The 18,890-nt window shown below is 45.1% G+C and carries 16 protein-coding genes; 13 read left to right on the top strand and 3 right to left on the bottom strand.

The genetic code is table 11. The features are described 5' to 3' along the window. The first annotated feature begins 3 nt into the window (after positions 1 to 3). From BC643_RS17305 to BC643_RS17280, 6 genes are all read left to right on the top strand, one after another. Complete coding sequence (locus BC643_RS17305) at positions 4 to 1,266, top strand: eCIS core domain-containing protein (protein ID WP_120274524.1); 1,263 nt, start codon at positions 4 to 6, stop codon at positions 1,264 to 1,266. A gap of 72 nt (positions 1,267 to 1,338) precedes the next feature. After that, positions 1,339 to 3,849 carry a proprotein convertase P-domain-containing protein gene (locus BC643_RS17300; RefSeq protein WP_120274523.1) on the top strand — a complete coding sequence of 837 codons (2,511 nt, stop codon included), beginning with the start codon at positions 1,339 to 1,341 and terminating at the stop codon, positions 3,847 to 3,849. Further along, on the top strand, positions 3,822 to 4,778 hold the full coding sequence (locus BC643_RS17295; RefSeq protein ID WP_120274522.1) for a hypothetical protein: 957 nt from the start codon (positions 3,822 to 3,824) through the stop codon (positions 4,776 to 4,778). The genes BC643_RS17300 and BC643_RS17295 overlap by 28 nt, the downstream gene beginning before the upstream one ends. Further along, positions 4,775 to 5,650, top strand: coding sequence for a hypothetical protein (locus tag BC643_RS17290; protein ID WP_120274521.1), 876 nt, complete (start codon positions 4,775 to 4,777; stop codon positions 5,648 to 5,650). Before BC643_RS17295 ends, BC643_RS17290 begins: the two co-directional genes overlap by 4 nt. Before the next feature lies 1 nt (position 5,651). After that, on the top strand, positions 5,652 to 7,847 hold the full coding sequence (locus tag BC643_RS17285) for a tetratricopeptide repeat protein (protein WP_147377258.1): 2,196 nt from the start codon (positions 5,652 to 5,654) through the stop codon (positions 7,845 to 7,847). 59 nt (positions 7,848 to 7,906) lie between these two features. Further along, complete coding sequence (locus BC643_RS17280) at positions 7,907 to 8,938, top strand: patatin-like phospholipase family protein (protein ID WP_120274519.1); 1,032 nt, start codon at positions 7,907 to 7,909, stop codon at positions 8,936 to 8,938. Between the two features lie 25 nt (positions 8,939 to 8,963). Here BC643_RS17280 and BC643_RS17275 read toward each other — a convergent pair whose 3' ends face one another. Continuing rightward, positions 8,964 to 9,563, bottom strand: coding sequence for a response regulator transcription factor (locus tag BC643_RS17275; protein ID WP_170154606.1), 600 nt, complete (start codon positions 9,561 to 9,563; stop codon positions 8,964 to 8,966). A 409-nt stretch (positions 9,564 to 9,972) separates the two neighbouring features. Between BC643_RS17275 and BC643_RS17270 the strand changes: the two genes are divergently transcribed. Then, entirely contained in the window at positions 9,973 to 10,350 is a 378-nt protein-coding gene (locus BC643_RS17270; protein ID WP_120274517.1) for a RidA family protein, read from the top strand. 46 nt (positions 10,351 to 10,396) lie between these two features. Here the strand turns inward: BC643_RS17270 and BC643_RS17265 are convergent, their stop codons facing one another. Further along, positions 10,397 to 11,350, bottom strand: a complete 954-nt coding sequence (locus tag BC643_RS17265) for a sensor histidine kinase (RefSeq protein ID WP_120274516.1) — start codon at positions 11,348 to 11,350, stop codon at positions 10,397 to 10,399. A 45-nt stretch (positions 11,351 to 11,395) separates the two neighbouring features. Here BC643_RS17265 and BC643_RS17260 point away from each other — a divergent pair, with 45 nt between their 5' ends. Both BC643_RS17260 and BC643_RS17255 read left to right on the top strand, forming a co-directional pair. Further along, complete coding sequence (locus tag BC643_RS17260) at positions 11,396 to 12,256, top strand: aminotransferase class IV (protein WP_170154605.1); 861 nt, start codon at positions 11,396 to 11,398, stop codon at positions 12,254 to 12,256. A gap of 137 nt (positions 12,257 to 12,393) precedes the next feature. Further along, positions 12,394 to 13,998: a fumarate hydratase gene (locus BC643_RS17255; RefSeq protein ID WP_120274514.1), complete on the top strand. Its 1,605-nt coding sequence runs from the start codon at positions 12,394 to 12,396 to the stop codon at positions 13,996 to 13,998. A 91-nt stretch (positions 13,999 to 14,089) separates the two neighbouring features. Here the strand turns inward: BC643_RS17255 and BC643_RS17250 are convergent, their stop codons facing one another. Then, a complete protein-coding gene (locus tag BC643_RS17250; RefSeq protein WP_120274513.1) occupies positions 14,090 to 15,799 on the bottom strand; it encodes a M23 family metallopeptidase in 1,710 nt (569 codons plus the stop codon). A gap of 271 nt (positions 15,800 to 16,070) precedes the next feature. On the opposite strand from BC643_RS17250, the gene BC643_RS17245 reads away from it, so the two are divergent. The 4 genes from BC643_RS17245 to BC643_RS17230 all read left to right on the top strand — a co-directional run bounded on the left by BC643_RS17245 (position 16,071) and on the right by BC643_RS17230 (position 18,884). Next, on the top strand, positions 16,071 to 16,307 hold the full coding sequence (locus tag BC643_RS17245) for a hypothetical protein (protein ID WP_147377257.1): 237 nt from the start codon (positions 16,071 to 16,073) through the stop codon (positions 16,305 to 16,307). A 15-nt stretch (positions 16,308 to 16,322) separates the two neighbouring features. Next, entirely contained in the window at positions 16,323 to 16,616 is a 294-nt protein-coding gene (locus BC643_RS17240) for a cell division protein ZapA (protein ID WP_120274511.1), read from the top strand. A gap of 108 nt (positions 16,617 to 16,724) precedes the next feature. Beyond that, positions 16,725 to 18,275, top strand: coding sequence for a ribonuclease Y (gene rny, locus BC643_RS17235; protein ID WP_120274510.1), 1,551 nt, complete (start codon positions 16,725 to 16,727; stop codon positions 18,273 to 18,275). A 162-nt stretch (positions 18,276 to 18,437) separates the two neighbouring features. Next, a complete protein-coding gene (locus tag BC643_RS17230) occupies positions 18,438 to 18,884 on the top strand; it encodes a DUF4293 domain-containing protein (protein WP_170154604.1) in 447 nt (148 codons plus the stop codon). The last annotated feature ends 6 nt before the right edge of the window (positions 18,885 to 18,890 follow it).

Here is an 18,890-nt window from a genome sequence, read left to right as displayed (position 1 = left end):
GCTATGTTTGAAATCAAACCACAGAATACAGGAAGAAGGGCTTCGATTCAGCCAAAACTGAAAATCGGGCAACCCGGTGACAAGTATGAACAGGAAGCGGATGCAGTCGCTGATCGTGTCATGCAGGTGGCGCAGACTGAGTCGCTTCAGATGCAACCGGAGGAAGAAGAGGAGGAAATGATGCAGCCGAAATTACGCATGCAGCCCGAAGAAGAGGAAGAGCCAATACAAATGAAGTGTGCGAAATGCGAAAAAGAAGAAGAAATGTTGCAGCGCAAATCGAATGAAATGGGTGTAGCGACTTCTTCTGTTGAGCAGCAAATTCTTTCTTCGACCGGGAAAGGTAACAAGTTGCCCGATCCGGTCAACCAGTTTATGAGCAGGGCAATCGGAGCCGATTTTAGTCGTGTAAAAATACACACCGATACGAATGCGGTTCAAATGAATCGGCAATTGAACGCACGAGCCTTTACTTATGGGGCAGATGTCTATTTTAATGGTGGCGAGTACAGACCGAACAGTTCAACCGGCAAAAATCTGCTGGCACATGAGTTGACCCACGTGGTGCAACAGAAGGGAAAACGAGGCAATCGGATCAGCAGGGCTGTGAGCACACACTCCAGCTGTCCGCCAAATGTAGCCGGAGCTCCGGCTCAACCGCTGACGGTCATCGAAAATGCAAATAACAGAGCTGTTTTAATGGCTTTGGGAACCGCCGAACTATTAGCTTTTGAGTCGTTGCTTTTCAACGATCCTACTTTTGGTCCGAGCTCTGTATTCAATGCTTACCACAGTAGGTTTGGTGATCCGCCACCACATAATCATAAATTTAGAAATCGGTTTACTCATCATGACTTCTCAACCTTAGCCGAAGCACAGGCTTCAGAAATGATGACTCTCTCGGATCGTTTTCGGGCTATATCCAGATTCTTGGAGCGTCAAATTAAATTCAGATGTACAGGAAACTCACACACTACGATTGGAAATTGTACCCATCATTGTCGTCCTAACGATGTATTAGCATCGTGCGCATCTGGACACGGGAATACGATTGCTATTTGCAGTGCCTTCTTTACATCCGGTTATTCGACCGATCAACAGGCGATCGGGATGATTCACGAAGTGTTGCATATGACCAGACATTTTGGAGATCATGCATCTGCCAGTACTGCTAGCCAACGAGGCAGAGAACCTGAATGTTATGCAAGTCTTGTCGCTGATATCTACGGCGCTACCCCCTTTGACCCGAGTTGTCCGCCGGTTTAAACATGCACATAACAGGTGTCTTCTTGTGATATTCTTTGGCTTGAATTGATTAACGATTAAAAGGAAACAACCATGGCTAAAAAAGAAAAAATATACACCTATCGAAATGGCAAAAAAGTCTATCTGAAAAAAGAACCGAATACCTTCGTCGTCAGGGCTCTTCCCGCTAAACTAAAAGAGATGGGGATTACGGATGATGCACAGCAAGTTTCTTCGGCGTCTACAAAAGTAAAAGTCAGTGCCGGTCGGCTGGACGAGGAGATGGCTAAATTGAGGGAGAATTTAACGACTCACCACGCCTACACGATAGAAGGTGAAGAAACGAGCTTTCTGATTACCGACCGAATTGTGGTTACTTTCCGCCAGCCTGTCAGCCACGAGGACTTGAGCAATTTTATGGCGAAGTACGCTTTAATGCTCAAGCGAAAATATTCCGACCGGGAATTTCTCTTTCAACTCACTGACGATACAGGAATGAATCCGGTGAAACTCGTTGTTTTGATCACCGAAACGGAAAAGGAAACGGTAGAACTTTGCGAGCACGATCTCAACCATGAAATCAAACCGACCAACGTAAATATTCCTGTCGATCCAAATTATATGCAACAATGGCATTTGCATCAGCGCTTAACGGACGCGGAGTTCGATGCGCGGTCTTCATCGAATTGCGAAGCGGCCTGGAATCTGCTGAATCATTTCGGAAGTTCGGATGTGGTGATTGGTGTGACGGATGACGGCTGTAAGCTGGATCATCCGGATTTTGATTCAGCCGGGAAATTTAAATCCTGGGGATACATGAGCGGGCTAAATCTGATGCACCGCGATGCGATTGGTGCCGTCCCGTCGGGGATGTACCAAAGTGGTTCGAATCACGGAACCAGTTGTTGCGGGGTAATTGGTGCCGAAGTGGATGCGGTTCTGACTGTTGGTGCTGCTCCGGGATGCAAGTTATTGCCCATTAAATGGGAATCGAGTGGGGCGAGCTTGTACATCAGTGACGACAAGTTGTTCACTGTGCTTGATTTTTTGGCCGATAAGGTTGACGTCATCTCCAATTCCTGGGGAAGTTCGCCTCATGGAAACTATGCGTCGATTGTGGTGAATAAAATCAAGCAGTTGGCAGTCACAGGTGGACGAAGGGGGAAAGGAATTGTTTTTTTATGGGCCGCAGGGAATGAGAATTGCCCGATAAACTATTCCGGCACTCAGAACATTCCATACACGCAGGGGTATGCTCAGCGATCCGACGGGTCGTGGTATTGGAGCGGCGTCAACACTTCCAAGCGATTTAGTCACAATCTGGGGAGTGTGCCGGGAGTGATGTTCGTGGCAGCCTTGGCCAGCAATGCAAAACGGAGTCATTACTCGAATTACGGAACTGATATTGCCATTTCGGCACCTTCCAGTAATGTTCACGAGTATTACCGTTTGTCGGTTCAAGGGCTCGGAATTACAACCACGACGGGAAATTCGCCTTTATTTGAAAACGATTTTGGAGGAACGTCCAGCGCCACTCCGCTGGTGGCAGGAATTGCCGGCCTTGTTATTTCGGCCAATCCCAATCTGACAGCCTTTGAAGTAATCTCCATCCTACAACGAACAGCTTCGAAGGATCTCAATATGAATGGATATCAACGGACTCCACCAACAAGTTATGATCCCGATACATCCTGGGATATTTCGCCTGTTGCACCGTTTGATAGCGGAGCTTTTTCCGATCAGGGTTTTGCCGATGGAACCTGGAGCCCTTGGTTTGGTTTTGGTCGGGTTGACGCGCATGACGCAGTTGCGGAAGCACTGAGTTTGACAGGCGGAGGAAGCCAATCGGAATCCGCGATTGTCAAGGAGTCGACGCCGGGACTGGCCATCCCTGACAACAATGCAACCGGGGTGACTGACGAGATTGTTGTGAGTGAAACAGGGTTGTTGAATTCGGTTAAGGTTGAAGTAGACATAACTCACACATACATTGGCGATCTCATTGTCAGTCTGATTTCGCCAGCAAATACAAAGGTCGATTTGCATAACCGAAACGGAGGAAGTAAAGACGATCTGAAAACGACTTTTGATCTTCAAAATACAGCTGCTTTATCTTTTTTGAATGGTCAGCAAATTCAGGGAACCTGGCGTTTGGCAATTTCCGACAATGCCCGTATAGATACAGGAAACCTGAATTCTTGGAAACTTCATTTGGGAGTTTCCGCCCAGACGATGATAGAGAAGACGGACGCTCCCGCGTTACGAATTCCGGATAATGACCCGGTAGGAGTGGAGCGATTAATTACTGTTTCTGAAACCGGAACTGTGAACGAAATCGAGTTGGATTTGGATATCACGCATACTTACATCGGTGATTTGATTGTGAATCTCGCCTCGCCCGGCGGTACGACCGTCAACCTGCATAAAAAGACAGGCGGGACAACTGATAACCTGATAAAAACGTATTCGATAGGGAACACACCAAAACTTTCGGATTTAAAGGGCGAAACGGTAAATGGCAACTGGAAACTCCACGTTTCAGACAATCTCAGCCGGGATACAGGGAAGTTGAATCAATGGACCATTCGGATACTGACAAACTAAAGATGGAAAAATCGGGTAAATACATTTTTGTCAAAATATTGCTGCTGGCTTTCTTCCTGATGATCGCCAATGCCTGGCTGGCTTATCACATCGGCAACGACTTCATCGAAACTTATTTTGTTGGAGGCGTGGTTGTGTTTTTCGGTTTTGTGAGTTTTCTGGTCAAGTACCTGAAAAAGGAAGACGAAGAGAAGTTTACCCAGATCTACCAACGCTGGCTTGCCGGCTTTCTGAATTTTCAGGTGATTTTCGGTTTGTATGTGCTGTTGTTTGTGGCAGGATGCTTTGTTTCCTCTGTGCATATTTCAACCGGGAAAAAGCAAGCGCCGGTTTCGATTTTGATGACGCAGGAAGGTCGTTCAAGTCTAGACGCTTGGGAGTTAAATGTATCAAACGAAAGTCCTTCTGTACAGCAAACAGTTATCACAAGTCCGTTTGGGCGGACTTTTAATGTGCGGGCTAAAGGTTACCAGCAACTCAGTTTTCAGGTGTATCCGTGGACCGGAAAAAGGATCAATTTGGAGAACGACCTGGAGGTGTCGCCGACGGTTATTGCTCGGGTGCCGGTTGAATTTTTCATGCAGTTGGCCCGAGCAAAGCTGCTTGTAAAATATAACAAGCAGATTGAGACGACGTATGATTTGAATAACCATGCGACGATAATTTTAGGACAACTCCCCGGGATTCCTGAACATTACTTTGAAAAGTGGCTGATTGAACTGCGCAGCATGTACGACGAGCAGACGGTTTACAGCAGCCTGAACAGATGGACTGTGCAGGAACCTTTGTTTATCCCTGTCGATTTTCAGGTGTACGACAGCCTAAAACTCGAATTGACCTCTTCGGGCGGCGACAAGTTTGCGGTGTGCGAAGGCGTTTTGGGAACGGAAGCGTTTAAAGAATTTCAGTTTAAAGCTTACAAAGAATGAAATACAGAGCCTTGTTAATCCTGATTGCGTTTCTCATTTCGGTACAGCTCTTTGCCGAAAACAAGAAGCTGATTCAGGTCAAATTCGTTATTACCGAACCGCAGTATAAAAGTTTTTACGGCGCAGAGATTCCGGCTATTGAGCGGGATTGTTCCCGGTTGATGGCTGATTTTTTGAACTCCAAATTTGGTTTTTTTCAGTTTCAGTTAAACCCGGGAGAGGCCACGCTGAAAATAGAACTGGCGGATAGTGAGCAGCAGGCGGGGGCGCATTCAAGCTTGAAAGAAGTAGGCTTTAAACTTTCGATTGAACCGCAAGTAAAGCCGGGAATAGTCGAGACCACCTATTGGGTTTTCCGGCCGGTGGAACGCTACATTGAAGGGCTGCCGGATGTTCGGGGAGAGTTTGTTGATGAGGTGATCCAAACCTTCAGACTTGGAGCACAAAGCAGCAAGGAGGAATTGGTGAAAAATATTTTGAGCCAGGTTGATGTGGCCGACGATTTCTATTTTATCCAGGCCAGGAAGCTGTTTGTCGTACCCATCACCAAACGCGAAAGTAACATTGCCGAGTTGAGCCGTTTCCAGATTGTAACGAAAGTCTCGGATATTTTAGGGACGATGGTTTTGTACGATACGACGCAGGTGCTCATGTCCATCGACAACAAAGAGGCGATTCAACACTACCATCTGCCGGCGACTTATACGCTGGGAAGTTTGGTCTTGGAAAAGTTGAAGAATAGCGGGCAGAGTTTTTCGGGCACGGATACGATTGAAAAGAAGATTTACATTCTGAAACACGTGCCGCTGCCCGATTCTGAACTCGAACTTGTTAGTCCCGAAACGATTCTCACCGACTCAAATGCAAATTAAAATGAAAACACGATATCAAATTCTTTTGCTTGTGCTTTGCTTTGGGCTTCTTCCGGCATGCAGGTCGAATGTGAATGGACAAACCCCCGACGCCGGTGTAATTTGCAAAAGAGCATTGGCACTGCCGGTTGACCAGGGAATTTCGCTGATGGAGCGTGCTATGGGACGCTATGCCGGAGCAGATGTTGAAAAAATGGATAAGTTTCAACTCAATTTTACCATGGCCTATTTGTACCAAAAGCAGGCGGCTCAACTGCCTGGAACCAAAATGGAGGCGTTGGAGAGATCGAAGCAATATTATTCGGCCGCTCTTGAAGTTGATCCAGGCAATGTGGCAGTTCTGACGAACCTTGTTTTTGTGAATCAGGCGATGGATAATAAAGAAATGGCTCAGGAATTATTGAGTCAATTGATCAAAGTTGATTCAGCCAATAAAGCGAAGTATTATGCGCGGAAAGGTGATCTTTCAGCCGCAGTGGAAAAGTATGATGAGGCTATTGGTTTTTACAAACGCGCTTTCTTTGGAAGCACAGGGAATGAAGCCTTGGCCTGGAAGATCTTTGATGTTTGCACCCGGTTCACCGATAAACAGCATGCCTGGCAGGTGCTGAATGCTTTTTCGAATCAGTTGTTTGAAAAGGGGTTCTATGACTTGGCGCGTACCGGTTTCTTGAATACACTCGATTTGGCGTTGACACTGGGTGAAAATGAGCAGGCAACCGAAGCCTGTGTTCGTTGGGCCGAAGCGCTCTCGTTTAAGCCGAACGTAAGCGAAAACTATGCGAAGGATCTCCCTGAGCCGAATGTGTGGACTTCGACCTGTAACCAGGAGATTCAACGGTTGTTGACAAAGGCGGCGAGTACCGGTGAGATGGGCTGGTGGACTTCGGATGTTTATCGGAGCCATATTGTTGCCACTTTACTATACCGAATGGAAGCGACTGAATTAATCGCGGGCAATGTCTCCATTGCGGTTAAGTTGCTCGAAATGGGACTTCAGATTGCGCCGGAATTTTATGTGTACGATCATCCGAAGCTAAAAAATTACTATCCGATAAAAATGGATATTGCCGTAGAATTGTCGCGGCTGTACAATCGCTACCCGGAAATGGATCTGGACAATTCGAAATATGACGAAATGATCCGCCGGCTTTTTAACGAAAAGAGCGCACACTACCTTCAAAATAACCTGGAGGCGATTCAGAAATCGCATACCATGTTGGGATTGATCTTTGCTGATCGTGGAATCTGGACATCGGATTGGTACGCCGGGAATGCTGTTTTTCAGTTGAAGAGTGCTATTCGTTTTCAGAAGCAGATTGAATCAGCGAATCCTGAAAAGTTCAAGCCGATTCCCGCGATTTACCAGTTGCTGGCCGAAGGCTATGCAAAGACTAATCAGCCCGATTTGGTGCCCAATACGTTGCTGGAGGCTGCGGCCGGTTACCTGGACCTGGATAATTTGTCGATGGCAGATTCATTGATCAAAAAGGCAGGCAGTTCAGGAAATCACTCGCCGAAGCTAACTGAGAAATTGGGCGAGCTCAACTTGATTACGAAAATGAGGCTCGATATTCGGAATGATACCTACAATTTCAAAAGTTCCGATGTTGAGCAGTTGGAAAAAACAATTGCCGGGAGCAAAGTCTTCACCATGCCCGTTGCAGCGGGAGATCAGTCATTTCTAAATAGGCAGAAATTTAAAATACTGGCAGATTTGGGGGCCAGATGTTCCGAAAATAATCCGAATTATCAGTACCCGTCTTTCGAGATTAAAGCGTTAAATTACATCAGCGATGAAAAGGCACTTGGCAATTTTCAGGATATCAGCAGGCTGAACCAGATTGAAGGAAAATTCCAAAGCAACCTGGATCGCGGCAGCTCTGTTCAAATTAACCAGGTCAAGAGTTTGAGTGAACCCAAAGAGGAATCGCGAACATGGCAGCTTAATACGGGAAGTTACCAGGGACAGGTGGAGGTGAACCCTGATCTTTTTATTGCCAGTCAGGTTTACGAAGACCTGAAAAGTGAAAATGCTGCGGAGCAGCTGGACGACGTGAAACAGATTCAAATAAGGCAGGGCGACGTAATTATTCCGAAGAAACTTCAGGAGAACGAACAAATTGATCCGCAGAGGTTGCAACAACTGAATGGTGTGAAGAACGTTCGCATCAGTAACGAGCTGCAACAGAAGTAACCGGAACAAATCGATTTCAATTCAACAAAAACATAAAACTAACAAACGGAGGAATAGCAATGGCAGTACAGTTTCGAAATTTGGTTTTTGAAGGAGGTGGCGTTAAGGGGATTGCATACATCGGTGCGATGAGCATCCTGGAGCAACGTGGAATTCTGAAAGATATTAAACGCGCCGGCGGTACCAGTGCTGGTGCCATCAATGCACTCATATTCGCGCTGGGATTCAATATCCAGGAGCAACGGGGCATTATGGAATCGACCGACTTCAAGGCGTTTATGGACGATTCGTGGGGGATTATTCGCGATATCCGGCGGTTGGCCAAGCATTTCGGGTGGAACAAAGGAGACTTTTTCACCGAGTGGATCGGCGAACTGATTAAAAAGCAAATGGGAACGTCGAAAGCGACCTTTGGCGATTTGAGAGATTCGGAAAAGCCAGATTTGTATGTTATTGGCACGAATCTGTCGACAGGCTATTCGGAAGTGTTCTCCCACGAGCGTCATCCGGATATGGAACTGGCGCAGGCCGTTCGAATCAGCATGTCAATACCGCTGTTTTTTGCGGCAGTTCGCTACGGCGAACGCGAGGATGTTTATGTTGATGGCGGTGCAATGCAAAATTACCCTGTCAAACTATTTGATCGTGAAAAATACGTCGATCGTGAAAGAGAAGCAATTGCCATCCGAAGTACCGACTATTATAACAAAGAAAACGCCCGGTTTTTGATTGAAAATTCGGATCGAAGTCCGTATGTGTTTAATTGCCAAACACTCGGCATGCGGCTCGATACACGCGAGGATATTGGGCTGTTTCGTTATAATGAACCCTTACAGGGCAAACAAATTACGGGTTTCACGGACTATGCAAAAGCGTTGATGGCGGCTGTTATGCAAGTGCAGGAAAATGCGCATCTCCACAGCGATGACTGGCAACGAACCGTTTACATCGATGCATTGAATATTAAGGCGACAGACTTCAACCTGACGGACGAAAAGAAACAAGCATTGGTGGAGCAGGGAATAGCCGGGGCCGAAAACTATTTCAAATGGTTTGAAGATCCGAACGAGAACCCCGTGAACCGAATTTGAACCCTTTCAAAATATTGAAGCCGTTTTAAATCACTTGCGATTTGACGGCTTCTTTTATGAGTTCTGCCGTGTTCTTGGCTCTGAATTTCTTTTTCAGGTTGTTGCGGTGCGTGATCACGGTGTTGGGACTGATATTCAGTTTGTCGCCGATTATTTTTGCGGAGTTCCCGTCGGCAATCAAATTCAGAATTTCCTTCTCGCGCGCCGAAACGGCGGCAGGCTCTTCGTCAGCTAAATTGTTTTGTTTGTGTACAATGCCAACTAAGGTATTCGACGATAGCATTAGCGCGTGTAATTTAACCGATACCCATTCTTGTTTGGAGTCATTGACCCGAAAAGTAAAGGAGCGGATAGCGCTTTTGGGGTCAATCGCCATTTTGGCCCGATCGAGTTTTACAAATTCGACTAAACGCACCAGAAATGTGCTGTAGTCTTCGGGGTGGATTATTGTTTTTATGAAAAGCAAGCACTGGTTGAACTTTTGGCCGCAATGCTGTCCGGTAAGTTCGCGGAAGTTTTCACTGAGGTGCAGTATTTCATCTTTTTCGACATCGTAAGAGATATCGGAACACATTTGCCCGTGATTGTACGTTCGGAAGAAGTAGTCTAGCATGGAATCTTCCATGTTGATACTCCTTGAAGATCTGTTAATTAATTTTGTCGCTACCATTCATTCTGAACATTTATGCCAGTATATCTTTTCAATCTCCAATCTTAATACCACCTCGGCAAAGGATGATCAGTTGCAGTGAATGGAAAATCGCCTGCTTGTCCTGTCGTGTATCGAAACAGTTAGATTCTCCTTTTGTTTATGTTTAAACAAGTCGGTTCGTCAAGAACAATAGTTTTCGTATTCATTAATTCTTTTTCGGGAGCAAAGGTCCCCGTTTTTCGAGCTGTTTAGAAACAGACAAAAAAGTTTGTTTTTCACCAAAGCTGACATTTTAATTGTTTTTGCTGAATTGTATTTTGTTTCTTTGCATCGAAATTCAGATTTTGAATAGCAAACAATATTTAACGATTAAGTAGTTACAATGAAACGTATTATTTCAACAACAAACGCACCGGCTGCAATCGGCCCTTACAGTCAAGCAATTGAAGTGAATGGAACACTTTATATTTCCGGACAGATTCCGGTTGATCCGGCTGTGGGAAAGGTTGTAGAAGGAGGAATTACAGAGCAGACCACCCAAGTGATGAAGAATATTGAAGCGATTTTGACCGAGGCAGGATACACTTTTGCTGATGTGGTGAAGTCGACTTGTTTACTGAGCGACATGGCCAATTTCAAAGCCATGAACGAGGTTTACGGAAATTGCTATCCTACAAATCCACCGGCACGCGCGGCTTTTGCGGTGAAAGAATTGCCTTTGGGCGTTTTGGTCGAAATTGAAACTGTAGCTGTTAAATAATTTCTAGCTGCAGATAAGATAATGAAAGGAGCCATGTGCTCCTTTTTTAGTTTTCGCTTTTCCTGTTGCGCGGCAGCAGAACTGAAAAGCAACTTCCTTCTCCGGGTTGTGATGTGACTTCTAGTTTGGCTTCCAGCGCTGCAGCCAATCCTTGGCTAATTGACAAGCCCAACCCGAATCCTTCGGAAAAATTTTCGTTGTTTTGGAAACGCTTAAAGCGATCGAATATTCGGGGCATGACGTCGGCTGAGATGCCAATCCCTGTATCAATCACGTAAATTCGAAGGAACCTTTCTTCAAGTTGGCAGCCTAGCTTAATTTCCCCTATCGATGTGTATTTGACAGCATTATCCAGCAGGTTGAATAAAATCTGGTTGAGGCAATCGGGATCTGTTTGGATGGTTAGCTTTTTGCAACTTGGATGAATTTCCAGCTGAAAAGCGAGTCCTTTCTGCATCAGCGCAGATTTCCGGGAACTGTAAATTTGGCTGACATAGTGAAGCAGTTCCGGCAGTTTCACTGCCCGGACTTTCGGGGTGATCATGTTCTCCTGGATCTTGGATATCTCCAGAATATTGTTGATGATTTTCAGTAGCAGCTCGCTGTTTTGGTTAACCTGGTCGATATACATTTGACGGGTTTCGGGATCTTCCTCTTCTTCGAAAAGCAATTGGCTGAAACCGACGATGCCGTTTAAAGGTGTGCGTATCTCGTGCGACATGTTCGACAGAAAAGCCGATTTCAACCTGTCCGATTCTTCCGCCTTCTCCTTCGCCTGTTGAAGTTCTTCATTCAGTTTTCCCTGTTTTCGTATTTCACGGCTAATAAGTATGTACAAAAAAACGGAAGTGCTAATTACAAAAAACCAGCCTTTATAGGTTTGTAGCTTAGTCAGAACTGCCGCGTTATCAGTGAGCGTCTCGATAAAACGATCTGAAAATAAAATCCAGAAAAAGCTGATTAAAAAATAGATCAATGTTATTTTTGATGCACTTTTCATTTAATGAAGGCATTTAACGAGTTCATGAGAGATAAAAGTTTTGGTATGAACAAAATTACAACCTCAAATCGGAAAATCGAGCCAACATCTTACATTAAAAATGGTGTGGCAGAGGAACTTCCTTTCGAGCCTTTTAAGGGTGATAACGCTTTGCAGGTATATGAAGTTCTGCGGGTGATCGATGGCGTTGCGCTTTTTCTTGAAGATCACTATGCGCGTTTTCAGAATTCGTGGCGAAAATTTGGGCTGAACGATCCTGTTTCTGCATCCGAATTCGAAGCGCAGATCTCGGAATTGATTCGATTGAATAAAACTGATTGCGACAATATTAAGGTGGAACTTTGGATTGAAGCAGATGGGAAGCAAACGCTTCGGATGTTCGTCATTCCGTCCAATTACCCAACTGCAGATCAATACAGACTGGGAGTGCCGACAGGTTTTTTACATGCCATGCGTACGAATCCGCAGATCAAAGTTGCTCATTTGCCCGTACGTGAATTGGCTGATCGGACGATTATCGAGAATAATTGGTACGAGGTGTTGTTGGTGGATCGGGACGGTTTCATTACCGAAGGAAGTCGGTCGAATGTGTTTTTAGTGAAGGAAAGTGTTTTTTACACAGCGCCTGCCGAAAAAGTGCTGATTGGTATCACCCGTCTGAAAATTATGGAATGCATCCGAAAATTGGGGATCGAATGCCGGGAAACAGATATCAGCGCTACAGATTTGAATCAGTATGAGGCTGCTTTTATCAGTGGCACCTCGCCAAAAATATTGCCGATATCATCGCTAGGGGCGATTCAATTTGATGTGAAGCACCCCGTTTTACGACAGCTAATGAAGGAGTTTGATGACTTCATTCAAAGCTATATTGACCGAAGAAAAAGCGGTTCGGAAGCTTTGTAAAGAAATTGTGTCAAAGCCGAAAAATAGCCCGAATGAAAAGCTCTTTTGGGCGCTATTGGCTATATTTGTAGGCATTCGTTCAAAAATGCGAGTCCAACTAAAAAAACGAAATACAAAAACAACTGAATTCAAAAGCTATGGCTGAATTTATTTATCAAAAACCTTTCCCGATTAAAAAAGATACAACCGAGTATCGGTTGCTGACTAAAGATTACGTTTCAACGGTTGAATTTGATGGCCGTAAAATTTTGAAAGTAGCGCCCGAAGCATTGGAGTTGCTGGCTAAAGAAGCAATTGCTGATGTTTCTTTCTACCTGCGCGCTGCTCACCTCGAAAAGCTTCGTTCTATTTTGGACGATCCGGAAGCAACCGACAACGACAAATTCGTAGCACACACCATGCTGGCAAACCAGGTGATTGCTGCTGAAGGTGAATTACCAACTTGCCAGGATACCGGTACGGCAATCGTCATCGGTAAAAAAGGAGAAAATGTGTACACCGGAGCAAACGACGCTTTGTATTTGTCGAAAGGCGTGTTCGATACCTATAGGGATCGTAACCTGCGTTATTCGCAAGTGGTGCCTTTAACGATGCTTGACGAGAAAAACACCGGTAGCAACTTGCCTGCACAAATCGACTTGTATGCCGAAGAAGGTAACAAGTACGAGTTCCTGTTCATTACTAAAGGTGGTGGTTCGGGTAACAAAACGTACCTGTATCAGCAAACAAAAGCTTTGTTGACAGAAGAAGCGTTAACCAAGTTCGTGAAAGAAAAAATCAGAGATTTGGGTACTTCTGCTTGTCCTCCGTACCACTTGGCCTTGGTAATCGGTGGAACATCGGCCGAAGCTACTTTGGCTGCTGTGAAAAAAGCATCAGCGGGTTATTTCGATCACCTGCCAACTGAAGGAAACGAAGGTGGCCAGGCTTTCCGCGATTTGGAGTGGGAAGAAAAAGTTCTGAAAATCTGTCGCGAGAGCGGAATCGGTGCCCAGTTCGGTGGTAAATATTTTGTACACGATGTTCGTGTAATCCGTATGCCTCGCCACGCAGCTTCTTGCCCGGTAGGTTTGGGTGTTAGCTGTAGTGCCGACCGTAACATCAAAGGAAAAATCACCGAAGATGGTATCTTCCTGGAACAGCTGGAAAAAAATCCACGTCGTTTCTTGCCGGAAGCTGCTCCTGAAATGGCTCCTCCTGTGAACATCGATTTGGATCGCCCAATGGAAGAAGTTTTGGCCGAGCTGACCAAATACCCGATCAAAACCCGTTTAAACTTGAGCGGAACATTGATCGTAGCCCGCGATATCGCACACGCGCAAATCAAAAAGATTGTCGACTCGGGCGAACCAATGCCGGAGTACTTCAAAAAATACCCGGTTTACTACGCCGGACCAGCTAAAACACCACAAGGAATGGCATCAGGTAGTTTCGGCCCAACAACTGCCGGACGGATGGACCCTTACGTTGATTTGTTCCAAAGCATGGGCGGATCAATGGTGATGGTTGCAAAAGGAAACCGTTCGAAAGCAGTGACCGACGCTTGTAAGAAACACGGTGGTTTCTACCTGGGATCAATTGGTGGCCCTGCTGCAATCCTGGCAAAAGAAAGTATCAAAGCGGTTGAAGTGGTTGACTTCCCGGAATTGGGAATGGAAGCTGTTCGGAAAATCCGCATCGAGAATTTCCCGGCATTCATTATCGTCGACGACAAAGGAAACGACTTCTTTGCGTCACTGTAGTCGCATTCAAACAAATTTTCTCCATAAAAGCAAAGGAGCTTCAGTACTACTGAAGCTCCTTTTTTGTGCTATGATGTCTTTCCGATTGATTCTATCTGTAAAACTTCGCCTCGTAAACGCTTTCGTTACCGGCTCCGTCGGTTACTGTTAATTTCAGGTTGTGCGATTTTCCCAGTTGCAGGCGTTTCGCGTCGAAACTGTATTCCAGCAGGCTGTTTTTGGCGTCGTATTCAAACAGCACCCACTGGCCGTCAATCGAGCCACTATAGCTCTCAATGCCAGATAGATTATCCAGAAGTTTGAAACTCACCTTGCGGCGATCAGTCAAGGTGGAATGATTTTGAATATTGATCGGGGTGATTGTTGGCGCTTCGGTATCAGTTGCAATAGCAAATGTTCCCAGTTGCCGCACATTCGCTTCAACCCAGCCGTTCGTATATTTGCCGCCCATGGAATACTGCTTGTGTGTTTTCGGGTCGATGGCAACAATCAATGCCCGCGATTGCAGGTCGGCGGGAAGCCCTTCTGCTTTGATCCGCAAATTGTAAGATTGGTGTACCGGCACATCCGACTGGTGCAGTTGAATGCGTTTGCTGTACAAATCTTTTTGCGTGGGCAGTTCTTTGTAGTCGAGGAAGAAATTGGAGTAAAAGCTGCCGGCTTTAAAGTTGGCAACCACATCATCTTGCTTCAACAGTAAATCCTGGTCCCACTGTACCGGAATGCCGGCTTGCTGCGGCCCGGGAGCAATCGTAGCTTTTCCTTGTAGCGCGAAATTTAATCGGCTGATATTGCCAGCAACGTCTTTCACCAGGTAAGCCACATCATATTTTTCCCCCGGTTCAATAACGATTTTCCCTTTGTTCTCCCTAACCGGGTAGTTATTCAGTTTATTGCCGTCCTCTATCCAGTTTTTATGGTATCTGCGAGAATTGTTGCGCAGGTACGTGTAGTCGATGTGGCTGTTCAAATACCTGCTTTCACCAAAGTTCAGCTCATTCATTTTAAACGAATAAATCAACTTGCTATTTACCGTGAGGTCTATTTCGTAGATGCCACATTTGCTCCAGCTTCCATCCAAATAGTCCAGCCCCTGAAGTCCAAAACCAATGGTACCACCAGCGGTGATGATTGGGTTTCCTTTCAGGTGATATTCGCCATCGTAGAAGACGAGGTCGAAAGGTTTTTGGTTTAGTCTACCGTCAATATTTGCGCCGTTGGAAAGCGGGTAGAGCATCACCGACATCAGTTTTGGCGGTGTGTTGTCTTTTACATCGAAATTGAAAAGAAGCGGGTTAATCGGGTTTTCAGTAGCGCTGTCGCGAATTTCAAAATGAAGGTGGGGCCCGCCTGAACTTCCGCTGTTGCCACTATAGGCCACCAATTCGCCTTTTTCAACATTGAATTTTCCTGCTGGAACAGAAACATCAATCGAAAAACTTTCGCGGTTATACTGAATGTCTTTGATGTATTGCTCCATATCGTCGCGCAAACGGCTCAAATGCCCGTAAACGGTCGAGTAGCCATTGGGATGTTTGATGTAGAGTGCCAGTCCGAAACCTACCGGCGAGATATTTATGCGGGTAACAGTTCCCTCGGCGGCAGCGTAAACCGGGAGACCTGTTTTCCCCTGCGTCTTGATGTCGATTCCCGAATGAAAGTGATTCGAGCGCAGCTCGCCAAAATTGCCAGCCAGGTAGATTGGTATTTTAACCGGAGGTGCAAAATAGTTCGGCGCAATACTCGGATTATATGGATTTTTAAAAAAGAGAAATAATAATGTCAAAAGCAGGTACTTCATAAAAGTAAAATTTTGTCAGTTATTTGTCATAAAAGCAATCTCGCGAACCCGGTGCCACTGTCATTTTCATGTCAATCTGTAAGTTGTCTTCAATGGTTACAAACTCGGGCTGTTGATAAGATTTTCAGCCTGTATCATGCTATTCAACAAATAAACTTATCTTCGTATAATGAATTGGGCAAAAATATTATTTTTGTCCGGGAAAGCATACAAAATGACCGGGGAAGATCAAGTTTTACTCGACGATTTTAAGGCAAAGCTCAGGTTACTTATGAAGCGCCACAATTCGCTGAAAGACGAAAAGCTGGTGTTGTTAAGTAAACTCGAAGACCTCGAGAACACCATTGCCGATTTGAAGAGTGAAAATGAGCAGCTGGTCAAAAAGTATGAAGACCTAAAGGTTGCAAAAGTTTTATCGGTCGGCGACGACGAAAAGAAACAGGTAAAACAACGCATCAATAAAATAGTGCGGGAAATTGATAAGTGTATTGCTCAGTTGAATGTCTAGCAAATACATGGAATAATGGCAGATAAGCTTTCAATAAATATTAACATCAACGGACGGATTTACCCGTTGAAGATTGACCGAAAGGATGAGGAGAGGATTCGGAAAGCTGCAAAGATGATCAATGATATCGTTCTGGAGTACAAGAAGAAGTATGTCAATCAAGACGCCCAGGATTTTTTGGCGATGACAGCATTTCAGTTTGTATTGAAAAATCTGGAAATGGAGGAGCAGTCCGATGAATCACCGATTGTTGAAGAAATACGCTTGTTGGACGAACAATTAAGCGAATTTTTGTCATTGAACGAATAAAAAATACAATATATCGAAAGCCCGCTTTTGTTTCATTGTCAGCTGTTTGCAGTTGATGATGAAACAGATAGTGGGCTTTCATTTTAATTATCAGTAATAATTTATAAAATGGAAATATTATACGTAATTTCTGGCTTTTTGGGCGGCGGCGTTTTGTCCTACTTCCTGTGGGATAAGGCGATCAACGGCAAGAAGCGCAAGATACTCAGCGAGGCTGAAGCTGAAGGCGAGGTGATAAAGAAGGATAAGATCCTGCAGGCAAAGGAAAAATTTTTGCAGTTAAAAGCTGAACACGAAAAGTATATCAACGAGAAAAACAGCAAGATCGCCGGGATTGAAAATAAAATGAAGCAAAAGGAAACGGCGTTTCTGCAAAGCAAAAATGATTTTCAACGTACGGTGAAAGATTTCGAGACTGAAAAGCGTCAAGTGGAAAGCATCCGCGAAAACCTGACGGCTCAAATCAACCTGGTTCAGCAAAAAGAAGATGATCTGGAGAAATTGCACCGCCAAAAAGTGGAGCAATTGGAAGCTATTTCAGGCTTGTCTGCTGAAGAAGCGAAATCTCAACTTGTTGATTCGTTGAAAAATGAGGCTAAAACCGAAGCGATGTCGTACATCAACGAGATCATGGAGGAAGCGAAATTGACAGCGAATAAGGAAGCGAAAAAGGTTGTTGTAAAAACCATTCAACGTGTCGCTACTGAAACGGCTATCGAAAACGCGGTGACCATCTTCCATATCGAAAGCGACGAAATAAAAGGTCGTATTATCGGTCGCGAAGGTCGTAACATCCGCGCACTTGAAGCTGCTACCGGTGTTGAAATCATCGTCGACGACACTCCTGAAGCAATCGTACTTTCCGGTTTCGATCCGGTTCGCCGTGAGGTTGCCCGTTTGGCTTTGCACCAATTGGTAACTGACGGACGTATTCACCCGGCCCGTATCGAAGAAGTTGTTGGTAAGGTGAAAAAACAAATTGAAGAAGAAATCATTGAAACCGGTAAACGGACAACAATCGACTTGGGTATCCACGGATTGCACCCGGAACTGATTCGTTTGATCGGTAAAATGAAATACCGTTCGTCTTATGGACAGAACCTGTTGCAGCACTCGCGTGAGGTTGCTAACCTTTGTGCAATCATGGCATCGGAACTGGGCTTGAACCCGAAATGGGCGAAACGTGCCGGTCTGTTGCACGATATTGGTAAAGTGCCGGATGACGAGCCGGAATTGCCACACGCTGTGTTGGGTATGAAACTAGCTGAGAAGTTCAAAGAAAAACCGGATATCTGCAACGCTATTGGTGCTCACCACGACGAAGTGGAAATGACAACTATGTTGGCACCGATCGTTCAGGTTTGTGATGCCATTTCAGGTGCTCGTCCGGGTGCCCGCCGCGAAGTGGTTGAGTCGTACATCAAGCGTTTGAAAGCGTTGGAAGATTTGGCTCTTTCATATCCGGGCGTATTGAAAACTTACGCGATCCAGGCTGGTCGCGAGTTGCGTGTAATTGTTGGTAGCGACAAGATTTCGGACAAAGAAACCGAACAGCTGTCATACGACATTGCGAAACACATTCAGGATGAAATGACTTATCCGGGACAGATCAAGATCACTGTGATTCGCGAAACACGTGCGGTGAACTACGCAAAATAATTCAAGCTGAAAATAGATTTGAAAAGCTCGCTTCGGCGGGCTTTTTTGTTTCTGTGGTTTGAACAGATGATGTGAAGTTTGACGATGAAAATAGGAGTGAAGCGCTCATTTGTTCTTGCCTCTTCTGTTCATTTCCGTATTTTTGTGCAAAAAATTAGTAACATGATACAACGTATTCAAACAGTTTATATGCTCATTGCCGCAATTCTGATCGGATTGCTTTTTACGCTTCCTTTTGCTGATATCGCGGACGCAGCGGGCAAGTTATATGTTTTCGATATCCGCGGAATCGTTCACCAAAATACGGTGACTGAAAACGGGATGGCAATCGCCGGATTGATCGGGCTTATTTTATTGCTGCACGTAGGAGCCATTTTTATGTACAAACGCCGGATTCTGCAAATTCGCTTTCTGGTATTGTCAATCCTGTTGAATATTGGCTTATTCGGTATGTTCTGGTTCTTCACTTACTACAGCTTCGATGACGCGAATATTAGTTTCAAAATTGCGGTTGTTTTCCCGGTTGTTGCCATCATCCTGGATTATTTGGCCATTCGTGGAATTGGAAAAGATGAAGCGTTGATTCGTTCGTTGGATCGTATTCGATAAGTTTAA

It is taken from the genome of Mangrovibacterium diazotrophicum (assembly GCF_003610535.1).
In the GTDB taxonomy this organism is placed as follows: domain Bacteria; phylum Bacteroidota; class Bacteroidia; order Bacteroidales; family Prolixibacteraceae; genus Mangrovibacterium; species Mangrovibacterium diazotrophicum.
This window is presented reverse-complemented; position numbering and strand designations above follow the sequence as displayed.